This is a genomic window from Protaetiibacter intestinalis (assembly GCF_003627075.1).
GTDB classification, from domain to species: domain Bacteria; phylum Actinomycetota; class Actinomycetes; order Actinomycetales; family Microbacteriaceae; genus Homoserinibacter; species Homoserinibacter intestinalis.
The window spans coordinates 218,596-236,569 of sequence record NZ_CP032630.1 but is presented as its reverse complement, the minus strand read 5'-3'; the positions used below and the strand labels follow the sequence as shown (position 1 = coordinate 236,569).

The following is a 17,974-nucleotide window of genomic DNA, read 5'->3' as shown; positions in this document are numbered from 1 at the left end:
GGCCGAAACCGCGCCAGGGTGCTCGCAGGGGCGCGGCGTAGGGTGACCGGATGCGGTACGTGATCCTCCTGCGCGGCGTCAACGTGGGCGGCGTGACCGTCAAGATGGCCGAGCTGCGCGAGGTGCTCGAGGGGCTCGGCTACGACGAGGTGAAGACGGTGCTCGCGAGCGGCAACGCGCTCGTCAGCACCGCCGCATCCGCCGCCACCGTGAAGACGGATGTCGAGGCCGCCCTGCGGGAGCGCTTCGGCTACGACGCCTGGGTGCACGTGCTGACCACCGCCGGGCTGCGGGCCGTCGTCGACGGCTACCCCTTCGGCCGCGGGCGCGAGGGCTGGCACGACTACGTGCTGTTCGTGCTCGACCCGGAGGTGCACGACAAGCTGCTCGCGCTCGAACTCGACCCCGCACACGAGCGCGCCGCATCCGGTGACGGCGTCGTCTACTGGACGGTGCCGAAGGGCGACACCCTCGACTCGAAGCTCGGCACCGCGATCGGCAAGGCCGCCTACAAGCCGCACCTCACGAGCCGCAACGTCAACACCCTCGACAAGCTGCTCGCCTGAGGCGGCGTCACACTCCGCGCGGGGTCATAGCGTGGAGGGGTGAGCGCGCGACCCGACAGGCACCAGGAATCGACCCTCGGCGAGAACAGCCTCGCCGTGCACGGCGGCAACGACGCGGGGGAGCCGGGCGGCCCCATCCGCACGCCCATCACGATGGCGAACTCGTACGCCCTGCCCGACGACCCCTCCGGCATCAGCTGGTCGGGCACCGACGTCCCGCTCTACACCCGCAACTCGGGCGTCAACCAGCTCGGGCTGCAGCGCAAGCTCGCCGCGCTCGAGCACGCCGAGGATGCCGTCGTGCTCGCGAGCGGGGTCGCGGCCCTGCACGCCGTGTTCTTCACCCTGCTCCGCACGGGCGACCACGTCGTCGTCGCCGACCAGGGCTACGAGGCCGTCTACAAGCTGTTCGCCGAGCTGCTGCCGCAGAAGTACGGCATCGAGGCCACCTTCGTCGACACCTCCGACCTCGACGCGGTGCGCGCCGCCATCCGCCCGGAGACCCGCCTCATCCACACCGAGGTGGTCGCGAACCCCACCACCCGGGTGGCCGACGTCGCCGCCCTCGCGACGATCGCCCACGAGGCGGGCGCCCTGCTCTCGGTCGACTCGACCTTCACCCCGCCGCCGCTCGCCCGCCCGCTCGATCACGGCGCCGACCTCGTGGTGCACTCGCTCACCAAGTACATCAACGGCCACGGGGATGCCATGGGCGGCTCGGTCGCCGGCTCGCGCGAGCTCATCCAGCGCATCAAGGCGGAGGCGATGGTCGACGTGGGCGGCGTCATCAGCCCCTTCAACGCGTGGCTCATCCTGCGCGGCTCCGTCACCCTGCCGCTGCGCATCCGGCAGCACGTCGCGACGGCGGCCGAGGTGGCGCGGTTCCTCGAGGCCGACCCGCGCGTCGCGTTCGTCGCCTACCCGGGGCTCTCCTCGCATCCGCAGCACGCGGACGCCGCGCGCCTGCTGCCGGAGGGTGCCGGCGCGATGATCGCCTTCGCGGTCGACGGCGACCCCGACACGCAGAACCGCTTCGTGGCGGCGCTGCGGCTCATCACCTCGGCGGTGTCGCTCGGGCACGACGAGTCGCTCATCGTGCACGTCGGCACGGGAGGCCCGCGCGTCGCCTTCTACCCGGAGCCGTTCCGCCGACTCGGCCACCTGCGCTTCTCGGTCGGCCTCGAGGACGCCGCCGACCTCATCGCCGACCTCGCCCAGGCCCTCGACGCGACCTTCGGGCCCCGCTGAGCCCCGCCATCCACCTCAGAAAATGCAGGACGCCGCCGGGCGGAGGTGCCTGTTCTGGCGGCCACTGCCTCCGCGGCTGCAGTTTCTCCTGCATTTCTGGCATTGCCGCGGGGGAGGCGGCTGGGGGAGGCGGCGGTCCGGGGGATGCGGCGGCCGGGGAAGGCGGCCGGGGGATGCGGCGGCCGGGCGCGGGACGCGACGCCGCGTCAGCGCTCGAGCAGCGCGTCCGCGTAGGCGGGCACCGAGCGGTGGTAGCGCGGCAGGTGCGGGGTGAGCGCGTGCAGCAGCGCGGCGACGGCTTCGACGGGGCGGCCGAGGTCGACGAGGGCGAGCGCCGCGAACGCGACCCCGGCATCCGCGTAGGGGGAGTCGGGGCGGCCCTCGAACTCCTCGCGCAGCAGTTCGAGCGACTCCTCGGGGCGGCCGAGGTTGCGCACCGTGCTGGCGAGCTGGATGACGCACTGCGCCCGCTCGTCCGCCGGGAGCCCCGCGGCGAGGGCGGCGCGGTAGAACCGCTCGGCCCCCGCCTCGTCGCCCGTGGAGTCGCGGGAGCCGCCCTGCTCGAACAGCGCGAGCGGGTCATCCGGCCGCTCGGCGGCCAACTCATCCACCCGGCGCACGAACTCGGCACCCTCCAACCGGTCCGCCTCGGCCCACACCGCCGCCATCCGCACGCGCCACTCCATCCCTTCACCGTAGCCGCGCGCGGCGCGCGGTCTGCCCACGGCGAACACGGCCGAGCGGCCGAGGGCGCGCCGGTAGATTCGTGAGCGGAAACAGAGACAAGGAGCTCCTCCCATGGCAGAACCGGCCTTCACGCCGAGTGTGTTCGACCGCCTCCTCAAGGACCGCATCATCTGGCTCGGCTCGGAGGTGCGCGACGAGAACGCCAACGAGATCGCGGCGAAGCTGCTGCTGCTCGCCGCGGAGGACCCCGAGAGGGACATCTACCTCTACATCAACAGCCCCGGCGGCTCGATCACCGCGGGCATGGCCATCTACGACACGATGCAGTTCATCCCGAACGACGTCGTCACCGTCGGCATCGGCATGGCCGCCTCGATGGGCCAGCTGCTGCTGACCGCCGGCACCAAGGGCAAGCGCTACATCACCCCGAACGCGCGCGTGCTGCTGCACCAGCCGCACGGCGGATTCGGCGGCACCAGCTCCGACATCCAGACCCAGGCCGCGCTCATCATCGACATGAAGAACCGCCTCGCGGCGATCACCGCCGAGCAGACCGGCAAGACGATCGAGCAGGTCAACGCCGACGGCGACCGCGACCGCTGGTTCACCGCGGAGGAGGCGCTCGCCTACGGTTTCGTCGACCACATCCGGGCCTCGGCGGCGGATGTCGTGGGCGGCGCCGGCACGGACGCCAAGTCGGCAGGCAAGAACTGAGCGCGAGAGAGACAAGGACGAATCACATGGAGACCCCCACGTTCATGGCGGGCGGAGACCTCGCCTCGCGCATGCCCCAGTCGCGCTACATCCTGCCGAGCTTCGAGGAGCGCACGGCCTACGGCTTCAAGCGTCAGGACCCGTACGCGAAGCTCTTCGAGGACCGCATCATCTTCCTCGGCGTGCAGGTGGACGACGCGTCGGCCGACGACATCATGGCGCAGCTGCTCGTGCTCGAGTCGATGGACCCCGACCGCGACATCATGATGTACATCAACTCGCCGGGCGGCTCGTTCACGGCCATGACGGCGATCTACGACACGATGCAGTACATCCGTCCGCACATCATGACGGTCGTACTCGGCCAGGCCGCCTCGGCCGCCGCCGTGATCGCCGCCGCGGGCACCCCCGGCAAGCGCCTCGCGCTGCCGAACGCGCGCATCCTCATCCACCAGCCGGCGGTCGGCGAGGCCGGGCGCGGGCAGGCGTCCGACATCGAGATCCAGGCGAAGGAGATCCTGCGCCTGCGCACCTGGCTCGAGGAGACCCTGTCGCGCCACTCGAACCGCAGCCAGGAGGAGGTCAACGCCGACATCGAGCGCGACCGCATCCTGTCGGCCGACGAGGCGCTCGACTACGGCCTCATCGACCAGGTGCTCACGAGCCGCAAGAACGTGCAGGCGGCCCTCACCAAGGCCTGAGCGCCGACCCGTTCGGCGGGAGCAACCGCGCCATCGGCGGGGGTTGTGCGCCCAGCGGGCGGACATGCAGCGAGGCGGCGGGAGCAACTGCTCCCGCCGCCTCGGCGTTTCCCCGTCCGCTACGCGCGGGGCCGGCGGCGGGTGGCGACGAGGGCGATCGTGACCGCCACGGCCACGACGAGCACGGCGACCACGATCCACACCACGTCGCCGAGGGGGATGTCGGACCCTGCGGCGTCGTCATGATGGCCGGATGCGTCGTCCGGGTCGCCGGTCGCGGCCGCCTCGTGGCACACGGCGGGCGCGCTCGTGCCGTCGGCGGTCGCCTCGCCCGTCCAGCTGAACGGGATCTCGCCGCTCACCGGATGCCCGTCCGCCGACACGACCTGCCACTCGAGGGTGTAGTCGCCCGCGGGCCCGATCGCGGCGGCCGTCGACATCGTGTCGTCGACGAGGGTGAGGCAGCCGTCGCCGTAGTAGCGGCCGTCGCCGTCGACGACGCGCAGGGCGAAGGCGGCGTCGCCCGCGCCGGAGAGCAGCGTCTCGTTCATGGTGACCGAGAACTCGGCCGGGAGCTCCGAGATCGTCGAACCCGCCGCGGGCGTCGAGGAGACGAGCACGCTGTGGGCCTCCGCCGCGGGGGCGGCGACGAGGGCGAGCGCGAGGCCCGCCGCGGCGACCGAAGCCGCCGCGGCGAGGGCGCGCATCGTGCGCGTCACGCGTCGCCGCCGTCCTGCGGATGCCGCGGGCCGGCCCCGGCATCCGCGGCGCGCCGCCGCCAGACGACGGCGAGCACGACCCCGACCGCCCCGACCGCGAGGCCGGCGATGCCGAGCACGCGGGCGAGCGCGTCGACCTGCGTCGCGGTGCCGGGTGCGGTCGCGTCGGGCTCGCTCGTCACCTCGGGCGTCGCGTGGTCGCCGTCGGCGTCGGAGCCGCCGTGGTGGTCGGCCGCGGGCGCGTCGTTGACGTACAGCACGGGGGCGGGGTGTTCGGCCCCGTCGCCGGTTCCGCTCCACGAGACCGTGGTCCCGTCGCTGTAGCCCTGGTCGACGGGCAGCACGACCGAGCCGGTGTCGGGCACGGGCCCGAGCGAGACGGGGAACAGACCGAGCTCGCCGTCGCCGAGCCCGGCGTCGGCATCCGCCGTCCACACGATGCGGGTGACCGCCTCGGTGATCTCCGTGTCGCCGACCGTCACGGGCTCGGGCAGCGTCTCGCGCACGAGCTCGGCCGTCCAGCCGGGGACGGGCACCGTGCGCACACTCGTGAAGGGCGTGTCGGCGGGCAGGGTGAGGGTGAGCGAGACGGTCTCGGCGGTCTCGGATTCGTTCGGCACCTTGAAGGTCAGCAGCGCGTAGCTGCCGGGCTCGGCGGTGTTCTCCTCGAGCGAGACGTGGGCGCTCGCGGACAGCGGTGCGGCGAGCGCGAGGGCGCTCGCGGCGGCGACGGCGACGAGCGCGCCGACGCCGCGCCGGGTGGTGCGGGACATGGTTCTCCTGGGGTCGATGCGGGTGGGTTCGCGGCGCGCGTCACGGCGGCCGCGAACGGGCCGCCTCAGACGCGGGAGGGTGCCGGGGGTCCGCGCCGCGCGATCGCGTGACGCAGCGGGTCGAGCGCGGGTCGACCCGTCGCGGGGATGCGCGTGACGACCGCGCGGGCCGCGGCAGGCATCCGGATGCCGGGGACGCGCACGAGGTAGGCCCCGACGCGCGCGAGCAGCGCCCAGACCCGGCGCTCGAGGTGGCGCAGGTACAGCACGGTGAGCGCCCCGGCGCCGAGGTGCGCGAGCCACATGCTCGCGCCGCCCTGCGCGACGGCGCCCTGCGGGTCGGCGAGGAGGGTGAGGACCTCGTGGTGGTGGCCGCCGCCCCGGGCGACCGTCGCGCCCGAGCCGAGCAGCGAGAAGACGAGGTGGAAGGCCAGCTGCGCGATGACGACGGCGACGACGGTGCGCGCGAGGCCGATCGGTCGGGCGGCCGCGGCGCGCCCGACCGCGGCGGTGCCGACGGCGACCGCGAACACCGCGCCGAGCACGAGCGCGAGCGTGGTGGGGGCGGGCCCGCCCGCCGCGAGGTGCGACACGGCGGCGAGCGCGGTCGCGACGAGGCCGAGCACGCTGCCGCGCAGCAGGCGGGCGGCTCTCGGCGTCATGACTCCAGGGTAGCCGCGGGCGCGGCATCCGGCCCCCGACATCCGCGGCCGGTGCCCCGCGAACGCGTGCCACGCGAACCGGGGGCGGCGCGCCGACACGGGATTTCCTCAGACGTCCACCTCCGTCACCGGGACGGGTTAGGCTGCCGGTACCGCTTCGGAGGGAGACCGGGATGGCACGCATCGGTGAGAGCGCCGACCTGCTCAAGTGCTCCTTCTGTGGCAAGAGCCAGAAGCAGGTGCAGCAGCTCATCGCGGGCCCCGGCGTCTACATCTGCGACGAGTGCGTCGAGCTCTGCAACGAGATCATCGAGGAGCGTCTGGCCGAGGCCGGCGAGGAGACCTCGAGCGAGTTCGACCTCCCGAAGCCGAAGGAGATCTTCGCCTTCCTCGAGGAGTACGTGATCGGCCAGGAGGCCGCCAAGCGCGCGCTCTCGGTCGCGGTCTACAACCACTACAAGCGCATCCGCGCCCGCCAGACCCTCACGGCCGCCGACTCGATGCTCGACGACGTCGAGATCGCGAAGTCCAACATCCTGCTCATCGGCCCCACCGGCTGCGGCAAGACGTACCTCGCCCAGACCCTCGCGAAGCGGCTCAACGTGCCGTTCGCGGTCGCGGATGCCACGGCGCTCACCGAGGCGGGCTACGTCGGCGAAGACGTCGAGAACATCCTGCTGAAGCTCATCCAGGCCGCCGACTACGACGTCAAGCGGGCCGAGAACGGCATCATCTACATCGACGAGGTCGACAAGATCGCCCGCAAGGCCGAGAACCCGTCGATCACGCGCGACGTCTCGGGCGAGGGCGTGCAGCAGGCGCTGCTGAAGATCCTCGAGGGCACGGTCGCCTCGGTGCCGCCGCAGGGCGGGCGCAAGCACCCGCACCAGGAGTTCATCCAGATCGACACGACGAACGTGCTGTTCATCGTGGCGGGCGCGTTCGCGGGCCTCGAGGACATCATCTCGGCGCGCGTCGGCCGCCGCGGCATCGGCTTCGGCGCCCCGCTGCACAGCAAGCGCGACGAGGCCACGCTGTTCTCCGAGGTGCTTCCGGAAGACCTGCACAAGTTCGGCCTAATCCCCGAGTTCATCGGCCGGCTCCCGGTCGTGACGACCGTGTCGCCGCTCGACCAGTCGGCGCTCATGGAGATCCTCACCGAGCCGAAGAACGCGCTCGTGCGGCAGTACCAGCGCATGTTCCAGATCGACGGCGTCGAGCTCGAGTTCGAGCCCGAGGCGCTCGAGGCGATCGCCGACCTCGCGGTGCTCCGCCAGACGGGTGCCCGCGGCCTCCGCGCCATCATGGAGGAGGTGCTCGGGCCGATCATGTTCGAGGTGCCGTCGAGCGACGAGGTGGCCCGCGTGGTGGTCACCAAGGAGGCCGTCATCGACAACGCGGCCCCCACGATCGTGCCGCGTCCGGCGCGTCGCGCCGAGAAGTCCGCGTAACCCGTCCCGGATCGCGGGTGCGGAGCTCAGCCACCGCCTCCGGCGGTGTGGTTAGGCTCGGGGCATGACCGACACCGCCGTCGCACCCGCCCTGTCCGTGCTGCGCGGTGTGCGCCGCGTCGCCGTGATCGCGATCATCGTCTCGCTCGTCGTCGCGGCGGCGCTCGGCATCTTCGCCCTGCTGAGCGGCGACTTCGGGCAACTGCAGGGCCAGATCCTGCTGACGACGCTCACCGTGGCGGCCTTCGGCACCACGGCGCTGTGCCATCTGGCGGTCGTGCGCCGCGCCGTGCGCGCGGTCGGCTACGTCGGCATCGCCGTGAGCGTGGGGGCGGCGGCGAGCGCGCTCGTGCTCATCTGGTACTACATCGGCTCCCAGTGGGACGACGGGGCGACCTTCTGGTGGAAGGCGCTCGCCGTGCTCTCCATCGCCGCGCTGAGCCTCGCCCAGGCGAACCTGCTGCTGCTGCTCGCCGACCGACCGCAGCTCGCGATCCGGATCGCCCTCGGGATCACGCTGGTCGCGATCGCGGTGGTCGCCGTGATGCTCGCCGTGCCGACGCTGAGCGACGGGGAGATCCCGGGCTACGAGAACGGGGAGACCTACTGGCGCATCTTCGGCGTCATCGCGATCCTCGACGTGCTCGGCACGATCGCGCTGCCCGTGCTCGGCCTCGTGCTGCGGCGGGAGGGCGCCGGCCACGCGCCGCACGAGGCGGTGCCGCCGGCTCCCGACATGCTCGCGCTCGACCCCGAGCTCGCGGCGCGGCTCGACGCCGCGGCGCAGACGGCCGGCGTGCCGCGCGAGCAGTTCGCCCGCGAACTGCTCGCCCGCGCCCTCGATACCGCCCCGTAGCCCCCGGCCACGGGTGCGCAGGCGGCCCGCCGTCACACGGCGGAGCGGCCCCTAGGCTCGTTCCCCATGAGCGCATCGGATGTCGCCCAGCCGATCGGCGCGGGGATCGTGGGGGCCGTCACGGGCTTCGCGAGCTCTTTCGCGATCGTCGTGGCGGGCCTGCACGCCGTCGGAGCCTCGGACGCCGAGGCCGCATCCGGTCTGCTCGCCCTGTGCGTCATGCAGGGCGTGGTCGCGATCGTGCTGGGGCTCCGGTATCGGATGCCGCTGAGCTTCGCGTGGTCGACGCCGGGTGCCGCCGTGCTCGTCGCGGCGGAGGCGACGACGGGCGACTACCGGGCGGCGGTGGGCGCCTTCCTGCTGTGCGGCGTGCTGCTGCTCGTGACGGGGCTGTGGCCCGCGCTCGCCCGGACGATGACGCGCATCCCGAAGCCGATCGCGAGCGCCATGCTCGCCGGCATCCTGTTCCCGATCTGCGTGGCGCCCGTGCTCGCCTCGGTGCAGCTGCCGGCGCTCGCGCTGCCGGTCGTCGGCGTCTGGCTGCTGCTGGCCCGCCTCGCGCCGCGGTGGGCGGTGCCGGCCGCGGTCGTCATGACGGTCGTCGTCGTGATCGTCTCGGGCGAGGGCGCCGACCTCGCGGGCGCGCAGCTGCTGCCGACGGTGACGGTGACCTGGCCGGTGTTCGACCCGGCCGTGCTCGTGGGGCTCGGGATCCCGCTCTACGTCGTCACGATGGCGGGGCAGAACGTGCCCGGCTTCGCGGTGCTCACGACGTTCGGCTACCCGCACCCGCCCGCCCGCGCGATCCTCGCGAGCACGGGTGCGGCGACCGCCGCGGGCGCCGTCTTCGGCGGCTACACGATCAACCTCGCGGCGCTGACGGCCGCGCTCATGGCGGGCCCCGACGCGCATCCGGATCGCGGACGGCGCTGGATCGCGTCGGTCACCGCGGGCGCCGCCTATCTCGTGCTCGGCGTCGGGGCGGGTGCCGCGACCGTGCTCGTGGCGGTGAGCCCGCCGCTGCTCATCACGGCCGTCGCGGGGCTCGCGCTCTTCGGCGCGTTCGCGAGCGCGGCGACGACGGCGTTCGAGGAGCCGGCGACGCGGCTCGTGGCCGTCATCACCTTCCTCGTCGTGGCATCCGGGATCGCCGTCGCGGGCGTCGGCTCGGCGTTCTGGGGCCTCGTGGCGGGCGGGGTCGCGATGCTGGGGCTCAACGGGCGGCGGCCCCGCCGCGTCACCGCCTAGACGTCGGTCGCGGGCGCGACGGGCGCTGCCGCCTTGCGCGGCGACGGGACCACCGCGCGCAGCGAGAGCCCGAACAGGATGAACAGCACCCCGACGCCGGCGGCGAGCAGGGCGACGCCGAACGAGACGACCGAGGTGAACAGCGAGGTGCGCAGGAACGAGGCGTTCATGACCGTCGCGCGCAGCGGGTCCTCGCGGTCGAGCTCCGCATAGGTCTTGCCGTCGCTCGCGTCGAGCGCGTGCTCGCGGATGATCTCCGCCTGGATGAGGGCGTCGATGGGGCCGTCGACGACCTTGCCCTGGAAGGCGATCGCGTCGTCGGGGATGACGATGTTCTCGGCGCGCAGCTCGGTCGAGACGGTGATCCAGACGGCGGCGGCCGTGATGATCAGCAGGATGCCGCCCAGGATCCCGGCGAGCCCGGTGAGCCGGGCGAGCCCGGCGGCGCGGGCCGGCAGGACGACGGTGGTGGACTGCGCAGACATGAGGTTCCCTTCCCCGAACGGTCGTTGCCGTCACCCTAACGGGAGGCGTCGGCGCCTGTCGAGGTCTCGGCGCGGGCCCGGTGGCGGCCGCGTTCCAGGGGGATCTCGGTGAGGTGCCCGTCGTGCATCTCGAGCAGCCGGTCGGCCGCCGCGACCATGCGCGGGTCGTGCGTCGTGAGGATCGCGGCGACCCCCTGCTCGTGCACGAGGGCGGCGATGAGGGTCATCATCGCCTCGGCGGTGCGCGAGTCGAGCTGGCCGGTCGGCTCGTCGGCGATGAGCAGCTCGGGACGGTTGGCGAGTGCACGGGCGAGGGCGACCCGCTGCTGCTGACCGCCCGAGAGCTCGGCGGGCCGCTGCTCGGCGTGACCCGCGAGGCCCACGAGCTCGAGCAGCTCGCGCACCCGCGCGTCGCGTTCGGCGGCGGGGACGGCGAGCAGCCGCAGCGGGATCTCGACGTTCTCGGCCGCCGAGAGCGCCGGCAGCAGGGCGAACGACTGGAACACATAGGAGATCCGCCGCCGCCGCACCTCGACGAGCTCCGCCTCCGACGCGGTCGTGAGCTCGGTGTCTCCGAGGCGCACGCGCCCGGCATCCGCCGTGTCGAGCCCGCCGAGCAGGTTCAGCAGGGTCGTCTTGCCGGAGCCCGAGGCGCCGCGCACGATCACGAGCTCACCCGAGCCGAGGGTGAGGGATGCGTCGACGAGCGCGTGCACGGCCGTCTCGCCCGCGCCGTAGCTGCGGCTGAGCCCGTCCGCGCGTAGCACGACCTCGCCCGTCCCGACCTCGCTCATCGCCCGTCCTCCTCGTCGCCCGTCGGGTGCACCTGCACGTGGTCGCGTTCGAGCTCGAGGCGCACGCGGTCGCGCATCCGGAGGCGCTCGAGGTACTCGTGCGGCAGCTGGAGCCTCCCCACCCGGTCGAGCACCGCGTACTCTCGCTCGACGTGGTGCTCGGCGCCCGTCTCGTCGGTGCGCGTGTGGCGGAGCACCTCGGTCGAGGTGCGGCCGTCGCGGATCTGCACGGTCCGGCGCACGTGGCCCGAGACCGTGTCGTCGTGGGTCACGATGAGCACCGTCACCCCGAGCCGCTCGTTGACGTCGCGCAGCGTCTCGAGCACGAGCACCGAGTTCGCCTCGTCGAGCTCGCCCGTCGGCTCGTCGGCGAGCAGTACCTCGGGGGAGTTCGCGAGGGCCACCGCGATCGCCACGCGCTGCTGCTGGCCCCCCGACATCTGCGCGGGCATCCGGTCGCGCACCCCCTCGATGCCGAGCAGCCCCAGCAGCTCGTCGACGCGCGGCGCGCGTTCGGCGCGCGGACGGTGGGCGAGCGCGAGGGCGAGGGCGATGTTCTGGGCCGCCGTGTAGTACGGCAGCAGGTTGCGCGCGGTCTGCTGGAAGACGAAGCCCACGGTCTCGCGCCGGTACCGGGTGCGCTCGCGGGCCGTCATCGTGAGCAGGTCGTGCCCGGCGACCTCGGCGCGGCCGGCCGTCGGGGTGTCGAGCCCGGAGAGGATGCCGAGCAGGGTCGACTTGCCGGAGCCGGAGGCGCCGACGATCGCGGTGAGCTCGCCCCGCTCGACCTCGAGGGTCAGACCCTGCAGGGCCTGCACCTCCACCCCGACGGCGGTGTAGATGCGCACCAGGTCGGTGCACCGGATCTGCGCGGTCATTCCGCTCCCATCTTGATGCTGCTCACGGGGCTTACCCGGCGGGCGATCGACGCGGTCGCGAGGCCGGCCGCGAGCACGACGGCCGCGAACACCGCGACCACGAGCCCGACCTGCACCGGGTCGAGGACGGGGAGCACGGCATCCGTGGTCCCGAGGAAGGGGCGCAGGTCGAACGCCGCGACGACGAGCAGCAGCTCGCCCGCGCCCACCGCCGTGCCGACGACGAGCGCGACGATCGCGAGCGGCGCGAGCTCCCAGCCGACGAGCGCTCCGAGCTGGCGCCGCGAGAAGCCCAGCACGCGCGCGACGCCCAGCAGACGGTTGCGCGGACCGGATGCGGCGACCGAGCCGAGCACGACGGCGAGCGCCCCGAGCAGGATCGCCGCGACCGCCCCCAGCAGCAGCGTCAGCCGCAGCCCCGCGAGCACCGGCTCGTCGGGCGAGATCGCGCCCGCGGCGGGGTCGGCGGTGTCGAGCGCCGACTGGATGGTTGAGGCGACGCCGACCGAGAACACCGAGATCGACATGCCGACGAGCAGGGCGAACCCGGTCGCGAAGCCGAGCGCGGGCGTGCGCACGGCACGTGCCGCGCCGAGCAGCGGGACGGCGCCCGGCCGGGCCCGCGCCGTGCGGTGCACGAGCAGCAGGAGGGCGGGGTAGAGGCGCAGCGTGAGCACGCAGCCCGAGACCGCGAGCAGCAGGGGCACCGCGGTGAGCAGGGGGTCGACCCCCACCTGTGCGGCCGAGGCGGCGAGACCGCGACGGAAGACGAGGAACACCGCGAGTGCGGTGACCCCGAGCACCGCCGCTTCGGCGACCCAGCGTGCCCCGCTCCGGGAGCGCACGGCGAGGTCGGCCCGCTCGCCCGCGCCCGCCCGCACCGGGCTGAGCACCGCGAGCAGCACCGCGGGGGCGAGCCCGAAGAGGATCGCGAAGCCCGCGCCCGTCCACGAGAACTCGCCCGGGAAGGCGAGCCGCGTCGCGAGGTAGCCGAGGGCCGCCGCGGGTACGCCGATGAGCAGACCCTCGACGGCCATCGCGCCGCGCAGCTGCCGGGCGGAGGCGCCTCGCGCGGCGGAGAGGGCGAGCGCGGCGCGGCGTCGGGCGACGACGGCGTGCGCCGCCTGCCCGTCGACCGCGAGCACGACGCCGAGCGGTCCCGTGGCGAGGAGCGCGAACAGGGCGACGACGAATCCGGTCCGCGCCGTCGCGGTGTCGAGGGCGTCCGGCAGCTCGCTCGCGAAGCGCAGCTCGGTGCCCGAGATCACGTAGCGGCCGAGCGCGGGGGTCTCGCGGAGCGAGGCGAGCAGCGCCGGCGTCCCCGCCGCGGTGAGCTGGTCGGTCAGCACCGGCCACCACGTGGTCACGGTGGCGCTCCCGAGCCGCGGGGCGAGCAGGCGGGCGCTCTCCGGTGCGACGTACGTCGCGGCGGAGATGGATGCCCCCGGCGGTGCCGCGGTGAGCGGTTCGAGCAGCAGCGGCATGTGCTGCCAGTAGGGGTCGGCGGGGTCGCTGGCCTCGTAGATCGCGGCGACCTCGAGCACCTCGGTGCTGTCGATCAGCTCGCCCACCTCGAGCTGGAGCTGCCGGGCGAGACCCGCCGAGATCGCGATGGGCAGCGGATCGTCCGCGTCGTCCCACGTCGCGGGCGGCGATCCGGCGACGAGTCGCACCCGGGAGTCCCAGCCGGGATCGAGGGCGAGCTGCAGGGTGAGCGGCGGCGCGGAGACGGCGGGTTCGCGCGGCGAGGCCGCGTCGGGCCGCGCCGTGGCGACCCACAAACCGTCGCCGAGCGCGCTGTCGAGCGGCTCGCCGTACCAGGCGGGGAAGCCGTCGACGCTGCGGTCGAGGTGGTCGAGCCGGGCGGCGGGGTCGGTCGTCTCGCCGAACTGCGCGCCGAGCGGCCCGGTCGCGGTGAGGTCGCGGCGCGCCGCGGTGAGCTCGGATGCCGCGTACCGCAGCTGCGCGGTGGTGAGCGCCGCGAGCGCGCTCGGCACCGCGGCCGCCGCGAACACCGTGATCGCCACGAGCACGGCGATGAGCGCATCCGCCCCGATGCCGGAGCGCAGGTGGGTGCCGAGCAGGCCCGGCGTCGACAGTCTGCTCATCGGGAGTCCTCCGGAACCCGGGCGCCGAGGGCCTGACGCTCGACGATCGCGCCGTAGCCGGCGATGAGGATCGCCACGGCGAGCCCGAACGCGCCCGCGCCGATCGCGAGCCCGAGGAGGTCGACGCGCACCTCCGTCGCGACCGAGTCGTACACGTCGGGGATCGCGGCCCGCACGAAGGTCGAGATCGGCACGGCCACGACGACTGCTCCCGCGACGAGTCCGACGAGCGCGCCGTAGCCGACGACCGCCCCGAGCTCGCGGCGCCGCTGGGCGCCCTGCTGCCGCGCCGAGAAGCCGAGCGCGCGCAGCACGGCGGTCTCGTCGCGGCGGGATCCGAGCTGGGCCCCCGCGACCGCCCCGAGGGCGACGAGCGCGAGCGCCGCGGACCCGGCGGCCGTCGCCCAGAACACGACGCGCGAGGCGGCGAGCATGCGGGCGACCGGGTCGTCGCTCGCGAGCACGACGCGCACACCGCCGCCGAGGGCGTCCCGCAGCGCCTCGGCCGTCCCGGCCGGCTGCGCGGATCCCACCCAGACCACCTCCGGGTCGGGTGGCTCAGGCAGACTGCGGAGCGCGGCGAGTTCGAGCGTCCCGGCGTCGACGAGGATCGCGGCGCTGCGGTCGGATCCCGGCACGCCGTCGACGATCGCCGCGACGCTCACGCGCAGGTCGCCGCCCGTGAGCGGCAGGGCGAACTCGGTGCCGACGGTCGAACCCATGAGCCGGGCCACGGTGCGCGACACCGCGATCGGTACCGCCCGGTCCGGGCCGGCCTGCATGAACCGGGCGCCCCCGCCGGGCAGCACGACGGCGCCGTTCGTCCCGGTCGCCTCGAGCGCCGAGCCGTCGAACAGGCTCGTGCCGCGCCAGCCGGCGCCCACGGCGAGTGCGGCGCCGTCCACCCGCAGCGAGTCGAGCTCGACCGGGATGCCGTCGAAGGCATCCATCGAGAACGGCAGCTCGACGTCGAGGGCCACGAGCCGCCACTCGGTGTCGGGTCGCGAGGGGACCGGCACCGTGTAGCCGTCCGGGCCGGGGGTGGCGTCGGCGCGCAGCAGCAGGCCGTCGGCCGTCTGCAGCCAGAGCGTCACCCGCACCGGCGCGAGTCCTTCGGGGGTGCTCAGCACGGCGGCGACGCGTGCGGCGCCCACCGGGAGGGCGGTGCCGGCGGGGGCGACGCGGATGCCGTCGGCGAGCGCCGCGAGGTCGAGCGTGCCGCCGTCGAGTCCGAGCTCGCGCAGCGCGTCGGCGCCGATGCCGACGACGCGCACGTCCTCGTCGGCGAGTTCGACGAGGTCGCGCGGGGAGGGGGCGACCCGGTCGACGCCGGGGGTGGCCGCGAGCGTCGCGAGCGCGGTGCCGTCGAGGCCCACGGGGCCGGCGTCGACGCGCAGCTCGGCGCCGGCGCGGAGGGCGTGGGTCTGGGCGTGGGAGCGCTCCCACGAACCGGCGTAGCCGGCCGCGACGAGCAGTTGCGAGCCCGCGAGCGCGACGAGCGCGATGGGGGTCGCGGCGAGTGCGAGACGCCGCGCGAGGCTGCGCGCCACGAGAGCGCGCATGGCCCGCGGATCGCGTGACGCGCGTCGCTCGGCGGCCCGTGCGATCCGGGGGAAGAGCAGGAGGCCGCCCAGCGCGAGCGCCGCGACGAGCAGCGCGGGGGCGCTCACCGCGATCGCGTCCACGGAGCTGCCCCCCTCGGCATCGCGGGTCACGGGCGAGCCGTAGAGGCGCAGTTGCCACGTCGCGAGCCCCGCGGCGAGGGCGACCAGCACCACGAGGCCGCCGCCGGCGATGCGCTGGCCGCGCCCCGTCCGCGCGGGGTCGTCGGGACGGGCGGCGCGTCGTGTCGCGAGCAGGCCGTGCGCGGCGACGGCGAGCACGGCGGCCGCGACGACGCCCGCCGGGATCGCACCCCAGCTCGCGCCGAGCCGGGCGAGGCCGCCCGGGTCGCCCGCCGCGACGAGCGTCGCGGCGAGGCCGGCGCCGAGCGCCGCACCGGCACCGGCGGCGATGGCCGCCTCGGCCGCGGTCGCGGCGGCGACCTCGCCGGGCGTCGCGCCGCGCGCCCACAGCAGGCCGAGCTCGCGCAGGCGCACCTCGGAGAGCAGCCGGCCGAGTTCGACGAAGGTCACGAGCGCGATCATGGCGACGAGCAGCAGCGACGCGGGGCCGGTCGCGTCGAGCGCGCGCACGCGGCGGTCGAGGTCGCGTGCGGTGATGGCGAGCAGGCCGTCCTGGTCGACGAGCGCACCGAGGTCGAGGGCATCGGCCGTGTCGGGGAAAGCGCCCCACGCGATCGCGATGGCGGCGAGGTCGTGCGGCTCGAGCTCGGCGACGCGGGGGACGATCGTCCAGGAGTCGAGGCGGTCGGCGCCGACGGCGGCCCCCACCGACTCGTCGACGACGAGCGGCCCGAGGTTGCCGCGGCCCGTGCCGTCGTCGCCCGAGACGAGCAGGGGATCCGCCACCCAGCGCGGGTCGAGCGCGTCCGAGACCCGCCACAGGCCCGAGATCTCGAGCACCCGGCCGGCGAGCTCGATCCGGTCGCCGGCGTCGAGACCGAGCGCGGTCGCCGCATCCGCCTGCAGCGCGGCCTCGGCGGCCGATGCGGGCCACCGGCCGGCCGTGAGCTCCGCGGCGTCGGCGAGGTCGGGGATGCCCGCGAGCGCGAGAGTCGCAGCCGGAGCATCGGATGCCGCGGCATCGCCCGGGTCGACGCGGGTGAACGGCACGGCGCGGCCCGAGCGCAGCTCGTGGCGCACGGTCACCGGCACCTCGCGGTCGCCGTCGCGGAAGGTGTCGGCGATCGCCGCCCGCATCCGCGTATCGGAGGAGACGGGATCGCCCGTCAGCCGCAGCGTCGCCCGCAGCGCACCCTCCTCGCCCGTGCGGTCGGCGAGCTCCGCGCGCACCCCGGTCGCCGAGGCGCGGTCGATGATGCCGAGCACCCCGAGGGCGAGGCCCGTGACGATCGCCGCGACGGCCAGCAGGCTGCCGAAGACGCCCGCGTGCCGTCGCAACCGGGTGAGAGAGAACAGGGCGGCCTCCGGGGCGGGCGGAACGTGCGGTCGGGTCAGGCTATCGCGCGCGAACCGCCGCGGGTGCGTCGGCGGGTCACGCGCCGCCCGCGGCGAGCAGCGCCGAGCCGAGCTCCGAGCGCAGGTAGAGCACGCTGCGGCCGTAGCGCACGGCCGTCAGCAGGCCGGCGTCGCGCAGCACGCGCAGGTGCTGGTTGACGGCCGAGGGGGTCACGTCGAAGCGCACCGCCAGCTCCGTCGACGATGCCGGCTGGCCGAGCGCCGCGAGCAGGCGCGTGCGCGAGGCGCCGAGCAGCGCGGCGACGGCGTCGACGTCCGGCACCGCCTCGGTCTCCCACAGGGCGCCCTGGCCCCGGGCCGGGTACATGAGCATGGGCGGGCCGTCACCGACGGGGGCCGAGGCGCGGCGGGTGAACATCGTCGGCACGAGGGTGAGGCCCGCGCCCGCGTACTCGCGGTCGGTGGGATCGCGCAGCGCGATCGACACGACGGTGCCGTCGAACGACACCGTCGACGACAGCCCGCCGAACATGTCGGCCAGGCCGTGCCGCGAGATGCGGCGCCCGCGGTACACGACATCCGCCTCGAGCACGGCGCGCATGCGCGGCCAGTGCGGGGCGAACGCCTCGTCCCAGAGCTGGCGGAGGGCGCGGACGGTGCGCCGGATGGCGGCCGGCCGGTCGCCGCGCAGCGGGGCCGGCACCCGGCCGTGCACGGCCTCGAGGTCGTGGGTGAAGACGTCGGGGTCGAGTGCCTCGAGCGCCGCGAACTCCTCGTCGATGCGGGTGAGGGGGGATGCGGGGCGCGGGTTCAGGAAGTCGGGCGTCCACAGCCGGTCGTCGATGAGCGCCATGAGGGTCGTCATGTCGATGCGGCTGCGCGCCGCCTCGGTGCGGCGCAGCCAGCCGAGCTGCAACGGGAAGGCGCCGGGGTCGCGGATGGCGCGCAGTGACAGCCCCAGCTCGCACAGCGGCGAGATGCCGAACCGGATGCCGCCGATGTCGGCGTCCACGAGCCGGTACCTCAGCACCATGCGCCCACCA

General features: G+C 74.6%; 17 protein-coding genes. 7 read left to right on the top strand and 10 right to left on the bottom strand.

Annotation, left to right across the window (positions count from 1 at the left end):
* Positions 1-50: 50 nt before the first annotated feature.
* Both D7I47_RS01155 and D7I47_RS01150 read left to right on the top strand, forming a co-directional pair.
* A complete protein-coding gene (locus D7I47_RS01155; RefSeq protein WP_120761349.1) occupies positions 51-566 on the top strand; it encodes a DUF1697 domain-containing protein in 516 nt (171 codons plus the stop codon).
* Positions 567-605: 39 nt separating this feature from the next.
* On the top strand, positions 606-1,814 hold the full coding sequence (locus tag D7I47_RS01150) for a trans-sulfuration enzyme family protein (RefSeq protein WP_120761348.1): 1,209 nt from the start codon (positions 606-608) through the stop codon (positions 1,812-1,814).
* Between the two features lie 206 nt (positions 1,815-2,020).
* Here D7I47_RS01150 and D7I47_RS01145 read toward each other — a convergent pair whose 3' ends face one another.
* Complete coding sequence (locus tag D7I47_RS01145) at positions 2,021-2,500, bottom strand: tetratricopeptide repeat protein (RefSeq protein ID WP_120761347.1); 480 nt, start codon at positions 2,498-2,500, stop codon at positions 2,021-2,023.
* 112 nt (positions 2,501-2,612) lie between these two features.
* On the opposite strand from D7I47_RS01145, the gene D7I47_RS01140 reads away from it, so the two are divergent.
* The gene (locus tag D7I47_RS01140) at positions 2,613-3,215 is read left to right on the top strand and encodes an ATP-dependent Clp protease proteolytic subunit (protein ID WP_120761346.1); all 603 of its coding nucleotides are present in this window, start codon (positions 2,613-2,615) and stop codon (positions 3,213-3,215) included.
* Positions 3,216-3,241: 26 nt separating this feature from the next.
* Positions 3,242-3,916: an ATP-dependent Clp protease proteolytic subunit gene (locus D7I47_RS01135; protein WP_120761345.1), complete on the top strand. Its 675-nt coding sequence runs from the start codon at positions 3,242-3,244 to the stop codon at positions 3,914-3,916.
* A gap of 119 nt (positions 3,917-4,035) precedes the next feature.
* Here the strand turns inward: D7I47_RS01135 and D7I47_RS01130 are convergent, their stop codons facing one another.
* The 3 genes from D7I47_RS01130 to D7I47_RS01120 all read right to left on the bottom strand — a co-directional run bounded on the left by D7I47_RS01130 (position 4,036) and on the right by D7I47_RS01120 (position 6,070).
* Complete coding sequence (locus D7I47_RS01130; RefSeq protein ID WP_227000753.1) at positions 4,036-4,635, bottom strand: copper resistance CopC family protein; 600 nt, start codon at positions 4,633-4,635, stop codon at positions 4,036-4,038.
* On the bottom strand, positions 4,632-5,408 hold the full coding sequence (locus tag D7I47_RS01125; RefSeq protein WP_120761344.1) for a YcnI family copper-binding membrane protein: 777 nt from the start codon (positions 5,406-5,408) through the stop codon (positions 4,632-4,634). The genes D7I47_RS01130 and D7I47_RS01125 overlap by 4 nt, the downstream gene beginning before the upstream one ends.
* A 65-nt stretch (positions 5,409-5,473) precedes the next feature.
* On the bottom strand, positions 5,474-6,070 hold the full coding sequence (locus tag D7I47_RS01120) for a hypothetical protein (RefSeq protein WP_120761343.1): 597 nt from the start codon (positions 6,068-6,070) through the stop codon (positions 5,474-5,476).
* A gap of 173 nt (positions 6,071-6,243) precedes the next feature.
* Between D7I47_RS01120 and clpX the strand changes: the two genes are divergently transcribed.
* From clpX to D7I47_RS01105, 3 genes are all read left to right on the top strand, one after another.
* On the top strand, positions 6,244-7,521 hold the full coding sequence (clpX, locus tag D7I47_RS01115) for an ATP-dependent Clp protease ATP-binding subunit ClpX (protein ID WP_120761342.1): 1,278 nt from the start codon (positions 6,244-6,246) through the stop codon (positions 7,519-7,521).
* A gap of 64 nt (positions 7,522-7,585) precedes the next feature.
* Complete coding sequence (locus tag D7I47_RS01110; protein ID WP_120761341.1) at positions 7,586-8,377, top strand: ribbon-helix-helix domain-containing protein; 792 nt, start codon at positions 7,586-7,588, stop codon at positions 8,375-8,377.
* A 66-nt stretch (positions 8,378-8,443) separates the two neighbouring features.
* Positions 8,444-9,625: a benzoate/H(+) symporter BenE family transporter gene (locus D7I47_RS01105; RefSeq protein WP_120761340.1), complete on the top strand. Its 1,182-nt coding sequence runs from the start codon at positions 8,444-8,446 to the stop codon at positions 9,623-9,625.
* On the opposite strand, the gene D7I47_RS01100 is transcribed toward D7I47_RS01105, so the two are convergent.
* The 6 genes from D7I47_RS01100 to D7I47_RS01075 all read right to left on the bottom strand — a co-directional run bounded on the left by D7I47_RS01100 (position 9,622) and on the right by D7I47_RS01075 (position 17,964).
* Positions 9,622-10,110, bottom strand: a complete 489-nt coding sequence (locus tag D7I47_RS01100) for an aromatic ring-opening dioxygenase LigA (protein WP_120761339.1) — start codon at positions 10,108-10,110, stop codon at positions 9,622-9,624. The two genes, D7I47_RS01105 and D7I47_RS01100, sit on opposite strands and share 4 nt — an antisense overlap.
* A 35-nt stretch (positions 10,111-10,145) precedes the next feature.
* A complete protein-coding gene (locus D7I47_RS01095; protein WP_120761338.1) occupies positions 10,146-10,904 on the bottom strand; it encodes an ABC transporter ATP-binding protein in 759 nt (252 codons plus the stop codon).
* Positions 10,901-11,782: an ABC transporter ATP-binding protein gene (locus D7I47_RS01090; protein ID WP_120761337.1), complete on the bottom strand. Its 882-nt coding sequence runs from the start codon at positions 11,780-11,782 to the stop codon at positions 10,901-10,903. The genes D7I47_RS01095 and D7I47_RS01090 overlap by 4 nt, the downstream gene beginning before the upstream one ends.
* Entirely contained in the window at positions 11,779-13,890 is a 2,112-nt protein-coding gene (locus D7I47_RS01085) for an FtsX-like permease family protein (RefSeq protein ID WP_120761336.1), read from the bottom strand. Before D7I47_RS01085 ends, D7I47_RS01090 begins: the two co-directional genes overlap by 4 nt.
* Positions 13,887-16,913: an FtsX-like permease family protein gene (locus D7I47_RS01080; RefSeq protein ID WP_120761335.1), complete on the bottom strand. Its 3,027-nt coding sequence runs from the start codon at positions 16,911-16,913 to the stop codon at positions 13,887-13,889. The genes D7I47_RS01085 and D7I47_RS01080 overlap by 4 nt, the downstream gene beginning before the upstream one ends.
* Positions 16,914-17,007: 94 nt before the next feature.
* Complete coding sequence (locus D7I47_RS01075) at positions 17,008-17,964, bottom strand: ArsR/SmtB family transcription factor (RefSeq protein ID WP_227000751.1); 957 nt, start codon at positions 17,962-17,964, stop codon at positions 17,008-17,010.
* Positions 17,965-17,974 lie beyond the last annotated feature (10 nt).

Coding starts and splice junctions, on each gene's coding strand:
- D7I47_RS01155 (WP_120761349.1), top strand. CDS start 51: ATGCGGTACGTGATCCTCCTGCGCGGCGTCAACGTGGGCGGCGTGACC.
- D7I47_RS01145 (WP_120761347.1), bottom strand. CDS start 2,500: ATGGAGTGGCGCGTGCGGATGGCGGCGGTGTGGGCCGAGGCGGACCGG.
- D7I47_RS01140 (WP_120761346.1), top strand. CDS start 2,613: ATGGCAGAACCGGCCTTCACGCCGAGTGTGTTCGACCGCCTCCTCAAG.
- D7I47_RS01135 (WP_120761345.1), top strand. CDS start 3,242: ATGGAGACCCCCACGTTCATGGCGGGCGGAGACCTCGCCTCGCGCATG.
- D7I47_RS01125 (WP_120761344.1), bottom strand. CDS start 5,408: ATGTCCCGCACCACCCGGCGCGGCGTCGGCGCGCTCGTCGCCGTCGCC.
- D7I47_RS01120 (WP_120761343.1), bottom strand. CDS start 6,070: ATGACGCCGAGAGCCGCCCGCCTGCTGCGCGGCAGCGTGCTCGGCCTC.
- clpX (WP_120761342.1), top strand. CDS start 6,244: ATGGCACGCATCGGTGAGAGCGCCGACCTGCTCAAGTGCTCCTTCTGT.
- D7I47_RS01110 (WP_120761341.1), top strand. CDS start 7,586: ATGACCGACACCGCCGTCGCACCCGCCCTGTCCGTGCTGCGCGGTGTG.
- D7I47_RS01105 (WP_120761340.1), top strand. CDS start 8,444: ATGAGCGCATCGGATGTCGCCCAGCCGATCGGCGCGGGGATCGTGGGG.
- D7I47_RS01100 (WP_120761339.1), bottom strand. CDS start 10,110: ATGTCTGCGCAGTCCACCACCGTCGTCCTGCCGGCCCGCGCCGCCGGG.
- D7I47_RS01095 (WP_120761338.1), bottom strand. CDS start 10,904: ATGAGCGAGGTCGGGACGGGCGAGGTCGTGCTACGCGCGGACGGGCTC.
- D7I47_RS01090 (WP_120761337.1), bottom strand. CDS start 11,782: ATGACCGCGCAGATCCGGTGCACCGACCTGGTGCGCATCTACACCGCC.
- D7I47_RS01085 (WP_120761336.1), bottom strand. CDS start 13,890: ATGAGCAGACTGTCGACGCCGGGCCTGCTCGGCACCCACCTGCGCTCC.
- D7I47_RS01075 (WP_227000751.1), bottom strand. CDS start 17,964: ATGGTGCTGAGGTACCGGCTCGTGGACGCCGACATCGGCGGCATCCGG.